The sequence below is a fragment of the Ornithinimicrobium ciconiae genome (genome assembly GCF_007197575.1).
In the GTDB taxonomy this organism is placed as follows: domain Bacteria; phylum Actinomycetota; class Actinomycetes; order Actinomycetales; family Dermatophilaceae; genus Ornithinicoccus; species Ornithinicoccus ciconiae.
Genome location: NZ_CP041616.1, coordinates 2,367,932 through 2,384,756, shown reverse-complemented (window position 1 = coordinate 2,384,756; position 16,825 = coordinate 2,367,932). Strand labels below are relative to the sequence as shown.

The 16,825-nt window shown below is 69.3% G+C and carries 16 protein-coding genes; 8 read left to right on the top strand and 8 right to left on the bottom strand.

Annotated elements, in window-relative coordinates; all coding sequences use genetic code 11:
- Positions 1 to 65 precede the first annotated feature (65 nt).
- From FNH13_RS10945 to arc, 3 genes are all read left to right on the top strand, one after another.
- Positions 66 to 1,157 (top strand): site-2 protease family protein, encoded by a 1,092-nt coding sequence (locus FNH13_RS10945; RefSeq protein ID WP_143783452.1) that lies wholly within the window; start codon positions 66 to 68, stop codon positions 1,155 to 1,157.
- A gap of 81 nt (positions 1,158 to 1,238) precedes the next feature.
- Positions 1,239 to 2,303 (top strand): tRNA (adenine-N1)-methyltransferase, encoded by a 1,065-nt coding sequence (locus FNH13_RS10940; protein WP_228266362.1) that lies wholly within the window; start codon positions 1,239 to 1,241, stop codon positions 2,301 to 2,303.
- Between the two features lie 55 nt (positions 2,304 to 2,358).
- The gene (gene arc / locus FNH13_RS10935) at positions 2,359 to 4,053 is read left to right on the top strand and encodes a proteasome ATPase (protein ID WP_165700091.1); all 1,695 of its coding nucleotides are present in this window, start codon (positions 2,359 to 2,361) and stop codon (positions 4,051 to 4,053) included.
- A 153-nt stretch (positions 4,054 to 4,206) separates the two neighbouring features.
- Here the strand turns inward: arc and FNH13_RS10930 are convergent, their stop codons facing one another.
- The 8 genes from FNH13_RS10930 to FNH13_RS10895 all read right to left on the bottom strand — a co-directional run bounded on the left by FNH13_RS10930 (position 4,207) and on the right by FNH13_RS10895 (position 11,420).
- Positions 4,207 to 4,632, bottom strand: coding sequence for a hypothetical protein (locus FNH13_RS10930; RefSeq protein WP_202878759.1), 426 nt, complete (start codon positions 4,630 to 4,632; stop codon positions 4,207 to 4,209).
- Complete coding sequence (locus tag FNH13_RS10925) at positions 4,629 to 6,368, bottom strand: sodium:solute symporter family protein (protein ID WP_143783451.1); 1,740 nt, start codon at positions 6,366 to 6,368, stop codon at positions 4,629 to 4,631. The genes FNH13_RS10930 and FNH13_RS10925 overlap by 4 nt, the downstream gene beginning before the upstream one ends.
- Complete coding sequence (locus tag FNH13_RS10920) at positions 6,365 to 6,643, bottom strand: DUF4212 domain-containing protein (protein WP_202878758.1); 279 nt, start codon at positions 6,641 to 6,643, stop codon at positions 6,365 to 6,367. The genes FNH13_RS10925 and FNH13_RS10920 overlap by 4 nt, the downstream gene beginning before the upstream one ends.
- A gap of 287 nt (positions 6,644 to 6,930) precedes the next feature.
- Complete coding sequence (locus FNH13_RS10915; RefSeq protein WP_143783449.1) at positions 6,931 to 8,688, bottom strand: sodium/solute symporter; 1,758 nt, start codon at positions 8,686 to 8,688, stop codon at positions 6,931 to 6,933.
- Positions 8,685 to 9,047, bottom strand: a complete 363-nt coding sequence (locus FNH13_RS10910) for a DUF485 domain-containing protein (RefSeq protein WP_143783448.1) — start codon at positions 9,045 to 9,047, stop codon at positions 8,685 to 8,687. Before FNH13_RS10910 ends, FNH13_RS10915 begins: the two co-directional genes overlap by 4 nt.
- A 16-nt stretch (positions 9,048 to 9,063) precedes the next feature.
- On the bottom strand, positions 9,064 to 9,789 hold the full coding sequence (locus FNH13_RS10905; protein ID WP_143783447.1) for a LytR/AlgR family response regulator transcription factor: 726 nt from the start codon (positions 9,787 to 9,789) through the stop codon (positions 9,064 to 9,066).
- Between the two features lie 65 nt (positions 9,790 to 9,854).
- The gene (locus FNH13_RS10900) at positions 9,855 to 11,036 is read right to left on the bottom strand and encodes a sensor histidine kinase (RefSeq protein ID WP_143783446.1); all 1,182 of its coding nucleotides are present in this window, start codon (positions 11,034 to 11,036) and stop codon (positions 9,855 to 9,857) included.
- Positions 11,037 to 11,042: 6 nt separating this feature from the next.
- Positions 11,043 to 11,420 carry a DUF3054 domain-containing protein gene (locus FNH13_RS10895; RefSeq protein ID WP_143783445.1) on the bottom strand — a complete coding sequence of 126 codons (378 nt, stop codon included), beginning with the start codon at positions 11,418 to 11,420 and terminating at the stop codon, positions 11,043 to 11,045.
- Positions 11,421 to 11,609: 189 nt separating this feature from the next.
- On the opposite strand from FNH13_RS10895, the gene FNH13_RS10890 reads away from it, so the two are divergent.
- The 5 genes from FNH13_RS10890 to prcB are packed head-to-tail and all read left to right on the top strand — an operon-like array spanning position 11,610 to position 16,809.
- Positions 11,610 to 13,655 (top strand): MFS transporter, encoded by a 2,046-nt coding sequence (locus FNH13_RS10890; protein WP_143783444.1) that lies wholly within the window; start codon positions 11,610 to 11,612, stop codon positions 13,653 to 13,655.
- On the top strand, positions 13,652 to 14,227 hold the full coding sequence (locus FNH13_RS10885) for a TetR/AcrR family transcriptional regulator (RefSeq protein ID WP_143783443.1): 576 nt from the start codon (positions 13,652 to 13,654) through the stop codon (positions 14,225 to 14,227). Before FNH13_RS10890 ends, FNH13_RS10885 begins: the two co-directional genes overlap by 4 nt.
- Before the next feature lie 9 nt (positions 14,228 to 14,236).
- Entirely contained in the window at positions 14,237 to 15,751 is a 1,515-nt protein-coding gene (dop, locus tag FNH13_RS10880) for a depupylase/deamidase Dop (RefSeq protein WP_143783442.1), read from the top strand.
- 39 nt (positions 15,752 to 15,790) lie between these two features.
- Positions 15,791 to 15,985 carry a ubiquitin-like protein Pup gene (locus tag FNH13_RS10875; RefSeq protein ID WP_143783441.1) on the top strand — a complete coding sequence of 65 codons (195 nt, stop codon included), beginning with the start codon at positions 15,791 to 15,793 and terminating at the stop codon, positions 15,983 to 15,985.
- Positions 15,982 to 16,809, top strand: a complete 828-nt coding sequence (gene prcB, locus FNH13_RS10870) for a proteasome subunit beta (RefSeq protein WP_143783440.1) — start codon at positions 15,982 to 15,984, stop codon at positions 16,807 to 16,809. The genes FNH13_RS10875 and prcB overlap by 4 nt, the downstream gene beginning before the upstream one ends.
- Positions 16,810 to 16,825: the final 16 nt, after the last annotated feature.

Here is a 16,825-nt window from a genome sequence, read left to right as displayed (position 1 = left end):
GCAGCGTAGGCAGGGACCCTGACAGAGATAGCAGAGGTGTCCGACTCCGCGACTACTGTGAGCCCATGACTGAGCCCCCCAAGGCGCCCGGGTGGCGGATCGGCAGCCTCGCCGGCGCGCCCGTCTACATCGGGCGCAGTTGGTTCCTGGTGGCGGTCGTCATCATCGTGATCTTCGGACCCGTGGTGGCCGACATCCTCCCCGACCTGGGGGGCTGGGCCTACGCCGTGGCCGGCGTCTTCGCGATCCTGCTGCTGGTCTCGGTCCTGGTGCACGAGGCGGCCCACGCCCTGGTCGGCCAGGCCTGCGGCTACGCCGTCAACCGGCTGGTGGCGGACTTCTGGGGCGGGCACACGGCATACGACAGCAGGGACAGCACGCCAGGACGCAGCGCCCTGGTCGCGATCGCCGGCCCCGTGGCCAACGCAGCGCTGGCTGGTCTCGGATATCTGTGGCTGCAGCAGACCGGCTCGGGCATCGGCTATCTGCTCGCCGCCGGGTTCACCTATGCCAACGTCTTCGTCGCCGCCTTCAACCTGCTGCCCGGCCTGCCGCTGGACGGTGGCTATCTGGTCGACTCCGCGGTGTGGAAGCTCACCGGCAGTCGCGGCGCGGGGATGATCGTGGCCGGGTGGAGCGGACGCCTCATGGTCATCGTCCTGGCCTGGTGGCTGATCGGACGTCCCTGGTTGGCCGGTCGGGAGCCCAACTTCACCAGTGTGCTGTGGCTCGTCGTGCTGGGCGGCTTCCTGTGGTTCGGTGCCAGCGAGGCCATCAAGGTGGGCAAGGCACGCAAACTGCTGGAGACGGTGCGCATCGGCGACTATCTCACCGCCACGGTCACCATCGACGCCGCTGCCTGGTTGACGCAGCTCCCACCGCCGACAGGACAGCTGGTCCTAGGGACCGACCCGGCCGGGGTGCCGGTCGGGGTGCTGGATCCGGCGGCGCTACGGGCCGTCCCCCGCGATGCCTGGGCGACCACGCCGGTCAATGCCGTCCTGCAGCACCTGCCGGCGAGCTGGGTGGTGGTGGGCACCCCGCAGGACAACATGACGGACGTGGTGGTCGCGATGCAGACGGACCACCTGCCGATGATTGCGGTGCAGGGCGACGACGGTCAGGTCTACGGAGTGGTCCGCGGCAGCGACCTGTGAGGGCACCCCTCGGGGTCCCTGCTGGAGGGCGTGACCCCGCGAGGCAGGCTCCACCGGTGAAGGCACCTAGACTCTGCGCCTGTGACCGATCCCCACGACGCCCCGCAGCCCGACCAGCCGGCCTCCACGGGCGCCACCCTGCGCCGCGGGCCGTTCCGGGTGGGTGACCGGGTCCAGCTGACCGACTCCCGCGGCAGGATGCACACCATCGCCCTGGAGGCGGGAAAGCAGTTCCACACCCACCGGGGCCACATCAAGCACGACGACCTGATCGGTATGCCGGACGGTACCGTCATCACGCACAGCTCAGGCGCGGAGTACCTCGCTCTGCGGCCACTGCTGTCCGACTATGTCCTGTCCATGCCGCGCGGTGCCCAGGTGGTCTATCCCAAGGACGCCGGTCAGATCGTGACGATGGCCGACATCTTCCCCGGCGCGCGTGTGGTGGAGGCGGGCGTCGGCTCCGGGGCGCTGAGCCTGTCCCTGCTGCGCGCAGTCGGCGACGGGGGTCAGTTGTTCAGCTTTGAGCGGCGCGAGGACTTCGCCGAGATCGCCAGGGCCAACGCCCGGATCTTCTTCGGTGAGGACCACCCCGCGTGGACCGTCACGGTCGGAGACCTGGTGGAGGCCCTGCCGCAGACCGTCCAGCCGGGCAGCATCGACCGGGTGGTCCTGGACATGCTGGCCCCGTGGGAGTGCCTGGATGCCGTCGGCGAGGCGCTCGCCCCCGGTGGCGTGCTCATTTGTTATGTCGCGACCGCGACCCAGCTCTCGCGGGTCGCCGAGACCGCCCGGGACAAGGGCGGGTGGACCGAGCCGCAGGCGTGGGAGTCGATGGTGCGTGACTGGCACCTGGAGGGTCTCTCGGTCCGCCCGGAGCACCGTATGCACGGGCACACCGGCTTCCTGATCACCACCCGCAAGCTGGCCCCCGGCACCACTGCTCCGCTGCGACGCACCCGCCCCGCGCCAGGAGCGTACGGGGAGGACTACACCCCGCCCAATGACGAGGTGTGGACCGCCGAGGACCTGGGGGAGCGGCAGATCTCGGACAAGCGGGTGCGGCGCACCGCCAGAGGCCTGGCGGCCCAGGTCGAGCGTGACGACAGGATCCCGGACGAGGACGGTCCCGGCGCTGCCGACTAACGACGACAGGATGTCGGCCAAGGACGGTCCCGGCGGCGAGGCCCATTAGGCTGGAGTGACCCCACGCAGAGGAGTCACAGTGCCCGAAGAGTCCCAGGACCGCCCGGCCGTCGCGGGGCACGCTCACGTCCGCCTGCTCGAGCAGCGCATCCTGCACCTCGAGACGCGGCTGGGCAATGTCACGCACCAGAACGAGAAGGTCACCGACACGCTGCGCCAGGCCCGCGCCCAGATCGTGCGGCTGCGCGAGGACCTCGAGTCGATGGGCGAGCCGCCACTGAGCTATGCCACCGTGCTGCAGCGTCTCGACGACTCGCGCGTGGAGATCTCTTTCGGCGGACGCAAGCTGCAGGTCAGGGCCGTCTCGGAGGTCCCGGTCGAGGCGCTGGTCCCGGGACGTGAGGTCCTGCTCAACGATGCCCAGACCATCGTGGGGGTGGCCGACTTCGAGCGCACCGGCGAGGTCGTGATGATCAAGGAGTTGCTCGAGGACGGCCGGATCCTGGTCCTGGTCCGTGGCGACGAGGAGCGGGTGTGCCAGGCGGCCGGTTCCCTTGAGCCGCCCTTCCGGGTCGGTGACGGACTGCTGATGGACGGCAAATCCGGGTTTGTCTACGAGCGCATCGCCAAGTCCGAGGTCAGCGACCTGGTCCTAGAGGAGGTGCCGGACATCTCCTACGAGGACATCGGCGGCCTCGCCCGGCAGATCGAGATGATCAAGGACTCGGTGGAGCTGCCCTTCCTGCACACCGAGCTCTATGAGGAGCACCAGCTGCGCCCGCCCAAGGGGGTGCTGCTCTATGGCCCGCCCGGCTGCGGCAAGACCCTGATCGCCAAGGCCGTCGCCGCGTCACTGGCGCGACACTCGGCAGAAAAGAACGGCCGCAAGGACGCCAGCAGCTACTTCCTCAACATCAAGGGACCAGAGCTGCTCAACAAGTATGTCGGCGAGACCGAGCGGCACATCCGCACCATCTTCCAGCGGGCCCGGGAGAAGTCCAGCGACGGGACCCCTGTGGTGGTCTTCTTCGACGAGATGGAGTCGCTCTTCCGCACCCGCGGGTCCGGGGTCTCCAGCGACGTGGAGACCACCATCGTGCCCCAGCTCCTGGCCGAGATCGACGGCGTCGAGCGGCTCGACAATGTCATCGTCATCGGGGCCTCCAACCGGGAGGACATGATCGACCCGGCGATCCTGCGCCCCGGCCGTCTGGACGTCAAGATCAAGATCGAGCGCCCCGATGCCGAGAGCGCCCGCGACATCTTCAGCAAGTACCTGACGCCGGCCATCCCGCTGCATGCCGATGACCTGGCCGAGCACGGCGGGGACCGGCAGACCACGGTCGAGGCGATGATCGCTGCCGTGGTCGAGCGGATGTACTCGCAGATCGACGAGAACAAGTTCCTCGAGGTCACCTACGCCGGGGGCGACAAGGAGATCCTCTACTTCAAGGACTTCAACTCCGGCGCGATGATCCACAACATCGTCGACCGCGCCAAGAAGATGGCGATCAAGGACATGCTCGTTTCCGGTTCCCGAGGCCTGCGGGTCGAGCACCTGCTGCAGTCCTGCGTGGATGAGTTCAAGGAGAACGAGGACCTGCCCAACACCACCAACCCCGACGACTGGGCACGGATCTCGGGCAAGAAGGGGGAGCGGATCGTCTACATCCGCACCCTGATCTCCGGCAAGGACGGCACGTCGCCAGGCCGCAGCCTGGAGCGCGGCAACACCGGTCAGTACCTCTGACCTACGAAACCGCTACCAAAATGCGGGGCTGACCTACGAAACCGCTACGAAGATGCGGGGCTCACCTACGAAACCGCTACCAAAATGCGGGGCAGAGGACGGGGTATGCCGACTGGAGAGTCGGCATACCCCGTCACCTGGAGCATGGGCGGATCAGGCCTCCGCGGCCTCCAGGGTCCAGAGTTGCCAGGCGGCGATGCCGCACAGCAGACCTCCCACGAAGGTCAGCAGCAGGCCGGGACCGGGCATCCAGCCGGCCATGCCGACCTGGCTGAACATGTGCCAGAACTGCCACACCGGGATGACCAGGCACACGCCTGCCGTGATCAGTGCCTGACCGATCGCCAGCATCCGGAGCGGCACGATGGCACCGGCCAGGGCGAGCATGCCCACGGTGGCGGTCCACATGCCCGGGCCGTTCATGCCGGTGAAGTTGCCCAGCGGGGTGTAGAGCCAGGGCAGGAATGCCCCGACGAGGATCATCACACTGGCTGCGAGCATCCGCTTCTGCCCGGGCATCTTGCGCTTGCGCACCCGCTGCCCGGGTGCCGCGGCCTTGCGCTCAGCCACGGCGGTCACGACTCGTCCTTGCGGTCGTCGTCGTGGTGGTCACCGTGCAGGAGCTCGTCGTCCAGGGCACCCGAGGCGTGGGCCACGACCAACTCGCTGCGACCCGGGTAACGGATGTCCTCCACGAGCTGCTGCATCGCCTCGGTCGGCTTGGCGGTGAACTGCGACACGGTGATCGTCACCGCGAAGTTGATCAGCATGCCGATGGTGCCGAAGGCGGTCTCGCTGATGCCGAACAGGCCGTCGCTGCCGCCATAGATGTCGATCGTCCAGATCTGGTAGGCCAGGGTGGTCGACAGACCGGCGACCATGCCGGCGACAGCCCCGGCGGCGGTGCACTTCTTCCAGAAGATCCCCAGCACGAGGATCGGAAAGAAGCTGGCCGCGCCGAGTCCGAAGGCCAGCGCCACGACTTGTGCCACGAACCCGGGAGGGTTGATGCCCAGGTAGCCGGCGACGACGATCGCGCCACCCATCGCGATGCGGCCGACCATCAGCTGCCGGGCCTCGGTGGCCTGCGGGTTGATCTTCTTGTAGTAGACGTCGTTGGCGACGGATGAGGAGATCACCAGCAGCAGACCGGAGGCGGTGGACAGCGCCGCTGCGAGGCCACCTGCGGCGACCAGACCGATGATCGGGGCCGGCAGGCCGGCGATCTCCGGGGTGGCCAGCACCACGATGTCGTTGTTGATCGCGAGCTCGAAGCCCGCTCCGAGGCCACCAGCCACGTCGATCACGCCGTTGCCGTTCAGGTCGTCCACGGTGATCAGGCCGACCTCCTGCCACGACTTGAACCACTCCGGCTCCGAACCGATGGACGTCCCGGGGATCTCGTTGAGGATGTTGTACTTGCTGAAGGCACCGATGGCCGGAGCCGTCAGATACAGCAGCGCGATGAAGAACAGTGCCCACAGGGCGGAGAACCGGGCGGCACGCACGCTCTTGGCGGTGTAGAAACGCACGATCACGTGGGGCAGACCCGCCGTGCCAAACATCAGCGCCGCGGTGATCAGGAACATGTTGAGCATGTTGGTCGAGGTGAACGCCTCCGTGTACTCGGCCAAACCGAACTCACGCTGCAGCGCGTTGAGCTCGTCCATGATCTGCCCGAAGCCGACTTGCGGCACCGGGATGCCGGTGAGCTTCTGCGAGATGGCGAAGGCCGGGATCAGGTAGGCCACGATCAGCACGGAGTACTGCGCCACCTGGGTCCAGGTGATGCCCTTCATGCCGCCGAGCACGGCATACAGGAAGACGATGACCATGCCGATGATGACGCCCACGGTCGTGTTGACACCCAGGAAGCGTCCGAAGACCACGCCGACACCGGACATCTGGCCGGCGACATAGACAAAGGAGACGACGATCGCACAGACCACGGCGATCAGTCGGGCGGACTCGGAGTAGCGGTCACCGACGAAGTCCGGGACGGTGTATTTGCCGAACTTGCGCAGGTAGGGCGCCAGGAGCATGGCCAGCAGCACATAGCCGCCGGTCCAGCCCATCAGATAGACGGAGGCGCCGTAGCCGTTGCCGGAGAGGGCGATGATGCCGGCCATCGAGATGAACGAGGCGGCGCTCATCCAGTCTGCCGCGATCGCGGCACCGTTGGCCGGTGCCGGGATGCCACCGCCGGCGACATAGAACCCGGCGGTGGTGTTCACCCGGCTGGCGTAGGCGATGTAGATGTAGAGACCGAAGGACAGACCGACGAAGATCAGGGTCCACAGTTGCACGCTGCTCATGACCGGCCCACCTCGTCCTCATACTCAGTGATGCCGAACTCCGCGTCCAGCCTGTCCATCCGCCAGACATAGATCGCGATCAGCACCAGGAAGGTGAGGATCGCGCCCTGCTGGGCGAACCAGAAGCCGAGCGGCATCCCCAGGAAGGAGAACTCATTGAGCTGCTCGACGAACAGGATGCCGGCCCCGTAGGAGACCAGGGCCCAGATCGTGAGCAGGACGGCCATCAGGCGCAGATTGCGCTTCCAGTAGGCCTGGCGTTGTTCGGCATCCATCACGGCACCTCCTGGGCGGGGGCGGGGGTGGTGTGGGACATGACAGTTCTCCTCCAGGTTCACGGCGTTGTGACGCTCCCCACGCTAGGGACGCCGACCTGGGCCGGGCAGGATCACCAGCCGGTGGCTCGGCCAGCGGTGGCAGTTGTCGCTGTCCGGTCTGCTGCGCTGCGACGAACGGTCCGCCCGGGAGGACAAACGGTCACGACAAGGTATGCCGTGCGCCCGGCTGGGGTGCACCGCTCGCCACCGGTGGGCGGTGGGCACTCAGCAGTGGAGCAGCAGGCTCAGGAGCGGGACTTCCAGCGGTCCTCAGGATCCCAGTCCCCGCGGTCCAGGTCGACGCTCTCGGGGGTGTGCAGGCGGATCATCGTGCGGTTGACCCCGGGCGCCACCCGCCGCGGGGTGACGAGGGAGACCAGCACCATGACCAGGAAGGCCAACGGCATGGCCCAGGCCGCGGGCTGGGCCAGGGCAGGGGCCCACCAGCCGCTGCTGGGTGCCCAGACGAGGGTAGCCAGCACCGCTGCGGTGGACAGCCCGCCACCGGTGATCAGCCCGGCGATGGCTCCGACGTCGGTGAGGCGGCGCCACCAGATGCCCAGCAGCAACAGGGGGCAGAACGAGGAGGCTGCGACGGCAAAGGCGAGGCCGACGACGTCGGCGATCCCCAGCGACGGGCTGAACAGGGCGATCGTGATGGGCACGACCAGGGCCAGGCTGGCGCTGAGCCGGAAGGCTCGCACCGGATCGCTGACCCGCCGACCGATCAGGTCCTGGGAGAGCACCCCCGCCACCGAGATGGTCAGCCCCGAGGAGGTGGACAGGAAGGCGGCGAAGGCTCCGGCGGTGATCAGGGCCGAGAGCGCGTCGCCGGCCATACCGTCGATCAGCCGGCCGGGCAGCAGGAGCACCACGGCGTCGGTGCGTCCCGTCAGGAGCAGGTCCGGGGTGTAGAGCCGGCCCAGGGCGCCATAGATCGTGGGCAGCAGATAGAAGATGCCGAGCAGCCCCAGGACCGTGACGGTGGTCCGCCGCGCGGCGCGCCCGTCGGGGTTGGTGTAGAAGCGGACGAGGACGTGCGGCAGGCCCATGGTGCCGAAGAACAGGGCGATGATCAGTGAGTAGGTGGTGTAGAGCGGGTAGTCGGTGTTGGAGCGCAGCGGCAGGAGCCAGTCCTCACCAGCCAGGGGGGTCAGGGACTGCGCGTGCGGGATCTCGGCGCCGGCCGGGAAGGTGATCTCGGTGCCCCGGCCGAGGGCGTGGCTCCCCGGTCCGAGGGGCAGCTCCCCGGAGACGCGCTCGCCGTCGACCGTCCCGTCCGCCTCGACGGCGACCCGCTCGGTGACCTCGATCGCGACGCTGGTGGTGATCTCCACAGTGGTGCTCTCGCTGAAGACCGGGGGACCCTCCTGGTGGATGGCGGGGGTGCCCTGGGACTGCCAGACCAAGAGGATGAAGATCGCGGGGATCGCCAGGGCGGTGAGCTTGAGCCAGTACTGGAAGGCCTGCACGAAGGTGATGCTGCGCATCCCGCCGGAGAGCACCCCGATCAGCACGACGACCGCGACCAGGACCGGTCCCACCCACTGGGGGGCGCCGGTGACCGTCCGCACCGTCAGGCCTGCCGCCTGGAACTGGGGGAGCAGATAGAGCCAGCCGATGGTGACGACCAGCACGCTCGCGGTCCCGCGGGCCGCTGCGGACTCCAGTCGGGCCTCCGCGAAGTCCGGGAGGGTGTAGGCGCCGGACCGGCGCAGCGGTGCGGCGACCAGCACCAGCAGGACCAGGTAGCCGGCCGTGTAGCCCACGGGAAACCAGAGCATGTCGGCGCCATAGGCCAGCACCAGGCCGGCGACTCCGAGGAAGGAGGCGGCAGAGAGGTACTCCCCGCCGATGGCCGAGGCGTTCCACCACGGCGTCACGCTCCGGGAGGCGACATAGAAGTCGCTGGTGGTGCGGGCGGCGCGCAGGCCGATCACCCCAACCAGGATGGTCACCACGGCCGTCGCCAGGATCGCGGTCAGGCCGAGGCCTGGGCTCATCGATGGTCCAGCAGGTCCACGAAGTCACGCTCGATGCGCTCGGCGTTGCGCGCATAGAACCACGCCGCACCGAGCAGGGCCGGATAGACCACCGCACCGAGGATCAGCCACGGCAGGGTGATGCCCAGGACCCTGATCTCGGCCACGTGGGGCAAGAGGTGGAACACCAGGGGCAGGGAGGCAAGCACTCCGAGAGAGACGGCCAGCACCACCAGCGACAGGCGCAACTGGGAGCGGATCAACGAGGAGATGTAGACCTCACCCAGTCCGGTCTGTTCGTCGATCTCGCGGGTCAGTGGGGCTGGGCGCACCCGGGGCCGGGCCCGGCTGGGGTGGGTGACGGTGACGCGCTCGCTCACGGCCGCCCTCCGGGACTCACTCCCCGGCACGGCGCACCAGCAGGTCGCGCAGCTCACGTGCGTGCCGGCGGCTGACGGACAGGTCGCGGCCACCGACCACCACCGTGTAGCGGCCACTGTCGACGCGGATCTCCTCCACGTGCTGCAGGGCCACCAGGTGGCTGCGGTGGATGCGGACGAAACCAGCTGGCCCCCAGCGCTCCTCGAGGGTGGCGAGCGGCGCGCGCAGCAGGTGGCTGCCCGAGGCGGTGTGCAGCCGGGCGTAGTCGCCCTGGGCGGTGACGTAGATGATCTCGCTGCGGCGCAGGAAGCGGGTCACCCCGCCCAGCTCCACCGGGATCGACTCGTCCTCGGCAACGGAGGTGGCCGCGTCGTCCCCGGCGACCTGGTCCAGGGCCCGACCCAGCGCCGCTGCCAGCCGCTCCGGGCGGTAGGGCTTCATCACGTAGTCGACAGCCTGGATGTCGAAGGCGTCGACGGCGTGGTCCTCGTAGGCGGTGACGAAGACGACAGCCGGCGGCTCACGGAAGCGGGCGAGCACCCGCGCCAGGTCAAGACCGGACAGGCCAGGCATCCGGATGTCCAGGAAGACGATGTTGACGTCCTCCTGCTCCAGGACACGCAGCGCCTCCGTGGCGTCAGAGGCGGTGAGGACGCGACCGACCCGAGGGTCCCGCGACAGCAGGTGCTCGATCTCGCGCAGCGCTGGCGGTTCGTCATCGACGGTGAGGACGGACGGCATACAGGGCAGGATAGTCGTGTCGTCAAGGCTCCCGGGGCCAGCGCAGGGGGAGCAGGCGGGGCTGCTCAGCTGGCGTGGACGCCGGGGGCGTACTTGGGGATTCGGAGACTGACCTTGGTGCCGGCCCCCGGGGCGGTCTCGATGACCAGGCCGTGCTGGTCGCCGAACACGCTGCGCAGGCGCTCGTCGACATTGCCCAGCCCCACGTGGTCGCCGCCGTCGCTCAGCAGGTTCTCCAGGACCAGCTCGGGCGCCATGCCCACCCCGTCGTCCTCGATGGACAGGCTCGCCTCGTTGCCGGCGTCCTCGGCCACGATGGTGATGCGCCCGGTGCCCTCGCGCCCCTCCAACCCGTGCCGGACGGCGTTCTCCACCAGCGGCTGGAGGCACAGGAAGGGCACGGTCACCGGGAGCACCTCGGGGGAGACGCGCAGCGTCACCTGCAGCCGCCCGCCAAAACGCGCCTGTTCCAGGATGAGATAGCGCTCGATGGAGCGCAGTTCCTCGGCCAGGGTGGTGAACTCGCCGTGCCGCCGGAAGGAGTAGCGCGTGAAGTCGGCAAACTCCAGCAGCAACTCCCGGGCGTGCTCGGGGTCGGTGCGGACGTAGGAGGCGATCGCGCCGAGGCTGTTGTAGATGAAGTGGGGAGAGATCTGCGCCCGCAGTGCCCGGATCTCGGCCTCGGCGAGCTTGGCGCGCGAGTGGTCCAGCTCGGCCAGCTCCAGCTGACCCGAGACAAACCGGGCGACCTCCTCGACGGCGCGCACCAGTCGGGCGGAGGGCCGGTTGCCGGTGTAGGCGGTCAGCGCCCCCACCACGTGCTCCTCGGTGGTCAGGGCCGCGGTGACCGCGTGCCGGATCACACACTCGGGGTCAGGGCACGCGACGGTCGAGGGAGCGAGCACGACCGTCGAGCCGTCCCGGACGACGTCGCGGGCATGACTGACCACGTGCTGGGCGTGCTGCTCCGCCCCGGTGCCGTCCCAGGCGAGCATGGTCGTGCCGTCGGTCAGCGCCAGCGCCGGGGTGCCGAGCAGGTCGCGCAGGTGACGGACGGCCTTCTCAGCACCGGACTCCAGCCCGGCCCGCAGCTCGGGGGTGGCCAGGCTGGTCAGGTGCAGGACGCGATAAGCCGCCTGGTCCTGAGGTGTCCCCAGGACGAGACGCGAGCGCACGAACCAGACCAGCAGCACCGCCCCCGCGGCCACGATGAGCACCCCGATCGTGATCGCCAGCGCCGTCTCCATGGCAGGTCAGCCTAGGGCCCGGCGGTCATCCTGGCGGCGACCCGCCGCACGACCCCTGAGCAGTATGCCGACGAGTCGCCAGCCCAGGAACCCGGCGCCCAGGACCAGGGTCGCCACGATGAGGAATGGCAGGGCGGTGCCCTGACCAGCCAGGGCACGCAGGCCCATGCCGACACAGAGCGCGAGCAACCAGAGCAGGGCACCTGCCCGCAGCCCGGAGAACGGCAGGCGCAAGGACGCGACCGCGGCCCAGCCGACCCCCAGGGCGACGAGGAACGGCCACAGGGCGTGCAGTGTGCCGACGGAGGCCAGACCCTCCTCGTGGGTGAGCCGACCGATCAGCACGAAACCGGTCACGACACAGAGGTCAAGGACAGAGCGCACCGGCCCAGGGTGTCACAGACACCGGTTACACTCGTCCGGTTGGTGAACGCTTGTTCACCGCACGGCTGTTGTCCGTCGAGGCGCCTGCGCCGCACGGCACCCACGTTTATCCCCGGAGGCACCGCCGCGTCCGGCACCCATCGTTCGTCCCGCGTCGCAGAGGTGACGCGTTTCTCGTGCAGGAGCAGCGTGACCAGGTCCGCCACCACCCCGCGCCCCGACGCCGCGCCCGAGACCGCCAAGACCGTCTCGACCGGGCTCATCATCGTCGTGCTCGCCTTCTGCGGCACGCTCGTCTCCTTGCAGCAGACCCTGGTGCTGCCGCTCCTGCCGGACTTTCCGAACATCCTCAACACCAGTTCCGAGAACGCGTCGTGGCTGGTGACGATCACGCTGCTGACCGGCGCGGTGGGCACCCCCATCGTCTCGCGCCTGGCCGACATGTTCGGCAAGCGGCTGATGCTGGTGGTGTGCCTGGTCTCGGTCATCATCGGCTCCGCACTGGGCTCCATCAGCGACTCCCTCATGCTGGTGATCGTGGCGCGCGGCCTCACCGGCATCGGGACCAGCCTCGTCCCCGTCGGCATCAGCATCATGCGCGACCACCTGCCCAGCGACCGGGTGGGCTCGGGTGTCGCCCTGATGAGCGCGACCCTCGGCATCGGCGGGGCCGTCGGCATGCCGCTGGCCGGCGTGATCTATCAGAACTTCGACTGGCAGGCGCTCTTCCTGGTCTCGGGTGGCTTCGCGGTGGTGATGCTTGTCCTCGTGATGCTGGTGGTGCCCGAGTCGACCGTGAAGACCAAGGGCCGGTTCGACTACACCGGCGCCGTGCTGCTCTCGATCGCCCTGACCTGCTTCCTGCTGGCCGTGTCCAAGGCCGGCACCTGGGGCTTCATGGACCGCAAGACCGTCTCGCTGCTGGTCATCGCCGCCCTCGTGCTGTGCGCCTGGGTGCCGCTGCAGCTGCGCCAGGGCCAGCCGCTGGTCGACATCCGGACCTCCCTGCGACGCACGGTGCTCCTCACCAACACCGCCTCGGTGCTGATCGGCCTGGCGATGTTCGCCAACTTCCTGACCAGCGCCCAGCAGGTCCAGATGCCGGCGGAGACCGGCTACGGCTTCGGCCTCAGCGTCATCGAGACCGGACTGGTCATGCTGCCCTCCGGCATCCTCATGGTGGCGATGTCACCCGTGGCGGCGTGGCTCATCCGGGTCCACGGGCCCCGCATCGTCCTGATCGGTGGCGCCGTGGTGATGGCGCTCGGCTTCGTGCTCCGCGCCTTCCTCCACGGATCGGTCCTGGAGGTGATGGTGGCCTCGGGCATCACCTCCTTGGGCACGGCGCTGGCCTTCGCCGCCATGCCCACCCTGATCATGCGCTCGGTGCCGATCACCGAGACCGCCTCCGCCAACGGGCTCAACACCCTCGTGCGTGCCCTGGGCACCTCCAGCGCGAGCGCCATGGTGGCGGCGATCTTCGCCGCCATGTCGATGGACGGCATGCCCGCCGTGCCCCGCTGGGAGGCTTATCAGCTGGTTTTCTGGATCGGCGCGGCGGCGAGCCTGATCGGTGCCCTGATCGCCGCCTTCATCGCCCGGCCGCAAACGATCGCCGAGGCGCTGCGGGTGCCCGGCGAGGTGGTCGCGACCGAGCGGCACGAGGTGAAGCGGCCCGAGGCCGAGAACGAGGTCGTCGTCGGCGGCGTTGTCACCGACGAGCGGGACCGGCCCATCAAGCAGGCCGTCGTCACCGTGCTGCAGACCGACGGGCGGCACGTGGACTGGGGCCGCACGGACAACGCGGGTCGTTACACTTTGGCCCTGCCCAGCGCGGGACGTTATCTGGTGGTGGTCAGCGCCGACGGCTGGGGCCCGATGTCCGGTCTGGAGGACCTCGGTGACGCCGACCTGGACCAGATCCGGATGAACCGCCGGTTGCTGCTGACCGGCCACATCACCGACCACGGCGACCCGCTGCCGCAGGTGATGCTCTCCCTGATCCGCCACTCGGGGGAGTATGTCGCCACCACGCACGCCGACACCGAGGGCGGCTATGAGATCGGCCTGCCGCCGCCGGGACGCTATGTGCTCACCGTCGTCGACCACCCGACCGGACGCACGCGGTCGCGGGCGGTGCAGATCGGGTCGACCTCGGCGACCCTCGATCTTGACATCGTCACCGGCATACCGCGCCCGCGCCGGCAGCCGACCGAGGATGTCCCGGTCCGGTGAGCCAGACCCGTCAGCAGGTGCTGGAGGCCGCCCGCCGGCTCTTCGGTGAGCGGGGTTACGCGGCGGTGACGATCCGCGAGATCGCCGCTGCGGCAGGGGTGTCGCCGGCCATGGTGATGAAGGTCGGCGGGTCCAAGGAGCAGCTCCACGTCGACGCCACCCCGCTCGAGCCGGAGCCGCTGCCCCCGGACGTGCCGCTGGAGGGGCTGGGCGAGCTCCTGGTCTCCCGGATGCTGAGCCGCCGCCAGGAGGGCGGTGCCGAGCCCTGGCTCCGGGCGATCTACCTGATCGCCGACGCGCCCGACCCGGAGGCCGCGCGCGGCGAGTTCCGCGACCGCTTCCTGAGCCGCTTCGCCCTGCCCGAGGGTTCCGCCGCGGCGGAGGCGGAGAACCGACGGCACTGCGACCAGCTCGCCTGTCTCATGGTGGGCCTGGCGGCGGGCACGCGCACCCTCCACCTGCTGGACTACAGCACCGACCGCGCCGCCCTGGTGCAGGAGTATGGCGCGCTCGTCCAGCAGGTGGTGGATCGGATCTCGGCCACCCGCGAGGCGGCTGCTGTCGCCACCTAGGGTGGAAGCATGAGTGTGCGACGGGTGATGGGCACCGAGACCGAGTACGGCGTCACCCGCCCCGGCGATCCGCGTGCCAATCCTGTGGGGCTGTCCGGCCTGGTCGTGCGCAGCTATGCCAGTGCTGCTGGCCCGACCCGGGCCCTGCCGACCGGTTCCGGCTGGGACTATGCCGACGAGAGCCCGCTGCGTGACGCCCGGGGGTTCGAGGTCGCGCGGGCGCTGGCTGACATCAGTCAGCTGACCGACGTCGACGACCCGACGACCGCCAACTCGGTGCTGTCCAACGGCGCCCGGCTCTATGTGGACCATGCCCACCCGGAGTACTCCTCACCCGAGGTGACCACGCCGCTGGACGCGGTCCGGTGGGACCGGGCCGGGGATGAGGTCATGCTCATCTCCCTGGCTTCCCTCGCCGAGCGTGGTGATCCCATCCGGCTCTACAAGAACAACGTCGACGGCAAGGGCGCGTCCTACGGCACCCATGAGAACTATCTGGTCCCCCGGGAGGTGCCCTTCCTCTCGATCGCCGCAGGGCTGCTGCCGTTCTTCGTGGCCCGGCAGGTCCTGGTGGGAGCGGGACGGGTCGGCCAGGGACAGTTCTCCGAGAACCCCGGGTTCCAGATCAGTCAGCGAGCCGACTACATCGAGGCCGAGGTGGGCCTGGAGACCACCCTGAAGCGGCCCATCGTCAACACGCGTGACGAGCCGCACGCGTTCGGGGAGAAGTACCGGCGCCTGCACGTCATCGTCGGCGATGCGACTCTCTGTGACGTCGCCACGCTCCTCAAGGTGGGGACCACCAGCCTGGTGCTGGGCCTCATCGAGGCCGGACGGGCTCCGGCTCTTGAGCTGGAGGACCCGGTGAGCGCGATCCGGGCGATCTCCCACGACCCCGCCCTGCGCCAGACGGTCCGGCTGGTCGACGGGCGGGAGCTGACAGCGCTCGACCTGCTGTCGGCATACCGCGAGGCCGTCGACCAGCACCTCGGTGACGACCTGGACGAGGACACCTCCCAGGTGCTCGAGCACTGGGACGCCGTGGCGGCGGACCTGGCGACCGACCCGATGCGCTGCGCAGGGCGGGTCGACTGGGTCACCAAACTCGCACTGCTGGAGGGATATCGACGCCGCGACGGGCTGGAGTGGGACGACGCGCGACTGTCCGCGATCGACATCCAGTGGTCCGACATCGACCCGGCCCGCGGTCTGGCCGCCCGGATGCGTCAGGCCGGACGGATCCAGACCCTGGTCACGTCCACGGAGGTGGCGACCGCAGTGGTGGAGCCGCCCGAGCAGACCCGCGCGTGGTTCCGGGGCCAGTGCGTGAGCCGCTATCCGGGGCAGGTGCGGGCGGCCTCCTGGGACTCGGTGGTCTTCGAGCCGGCGCAGGGCAGCCGCTCGCTGCGCCGTGTCCAGATGCCTGAGCCGCTGAAGGGGACGCGGGCGGACATCGGCGCCCTGCTCGACTCGGTGTCCGGTGTGGACGACCTGCTGACCCATCTTGTCAGCCCCGGGGACTAGGGTCGTCAGTGTCAGTCGTCGACGGTCTCAGGAGGCACCATGGCCGGCCAGGAGCAGAAGCGCCCCCAGCGCAGTGAGGACGAGGGCACACCGCCGCCCGCTGCGCCAGTTCCCCAGCGGCAGGACGCGGCCCGTGCCGCCGAGGTCGACGATCTGCTGGACGAGATCGACGGTGTCCTCGAGACCAACGCCGAGGAGTTTGTGCACGGCTTCGTGCAGAAGGGCGGCGAGTGATCGGCCAGCACGGGCGGGCGCTGCCGCCTGAGTTCCTGGCCCCGCGGGGCAGCTCGTTCACCGAGTTCCTGGCCCTGCGGGCTCCCGAGCTGCTGCCCGGCGGCAACCTGACGGGCGCCCGCGACGGTGCGCTCGAGGCCCCGCACGGCACCACCATCGTGGCCCTCACCTGTGCCGAGGGCGTGCTGATCGCCGGTGACCGGCGCGCCACGATGGGCACCTTCATCGCCAGTCGTGCCATCGAGAAGGTCTTCGCCGCCGATGACTACTCCGCCCTGGGCATCGCCGGCACGGCAGGCACCGCGCTGGAGATCGTCAAGCTCTTTCAGGTGGAGCTGGAGCACTACGAAAAGATCGAGGGCACCCTGCTGTCGCTGGAGGGCAAGGCCAACCGGCTCGGAGCGATGATCCGTGGCAATCTCGCCAACGCGATGCGGGGTCTGGCCGTGCTGCCGCTGTTCGCGGGCTACGACCTGCACCGCCAGGTCGGCCGGATCTTCTCCTACGACGTGACCGGCGGGTGCTATGAGGAGCAGGGGCACCACAGCGTGGGCTCAGGCTCGTTGTTCGCTCGGGGCGCGCTCAAGAAGTTGTGGCACCCGGACCTGCCCGAGGAGGTCGCCCTGGCCGTCGCGATCGAGGCGCTCTATGACGCCGCCGACGACGACTCGGCCACCGGCGGCCCGGACCTGAGCCGCAACATCTGGCCGACCTGTGCGGTCCTCACCCAGCACGGTGTCCGTCTGGTGGCCGACGAGGAGCTCGAGGCGGTGACCCGTCAGGTCGTGGCTGCCCGGCAGGGCAACCCCGGAGGGGCCCGATGATGCTGTCCCCGCGGTC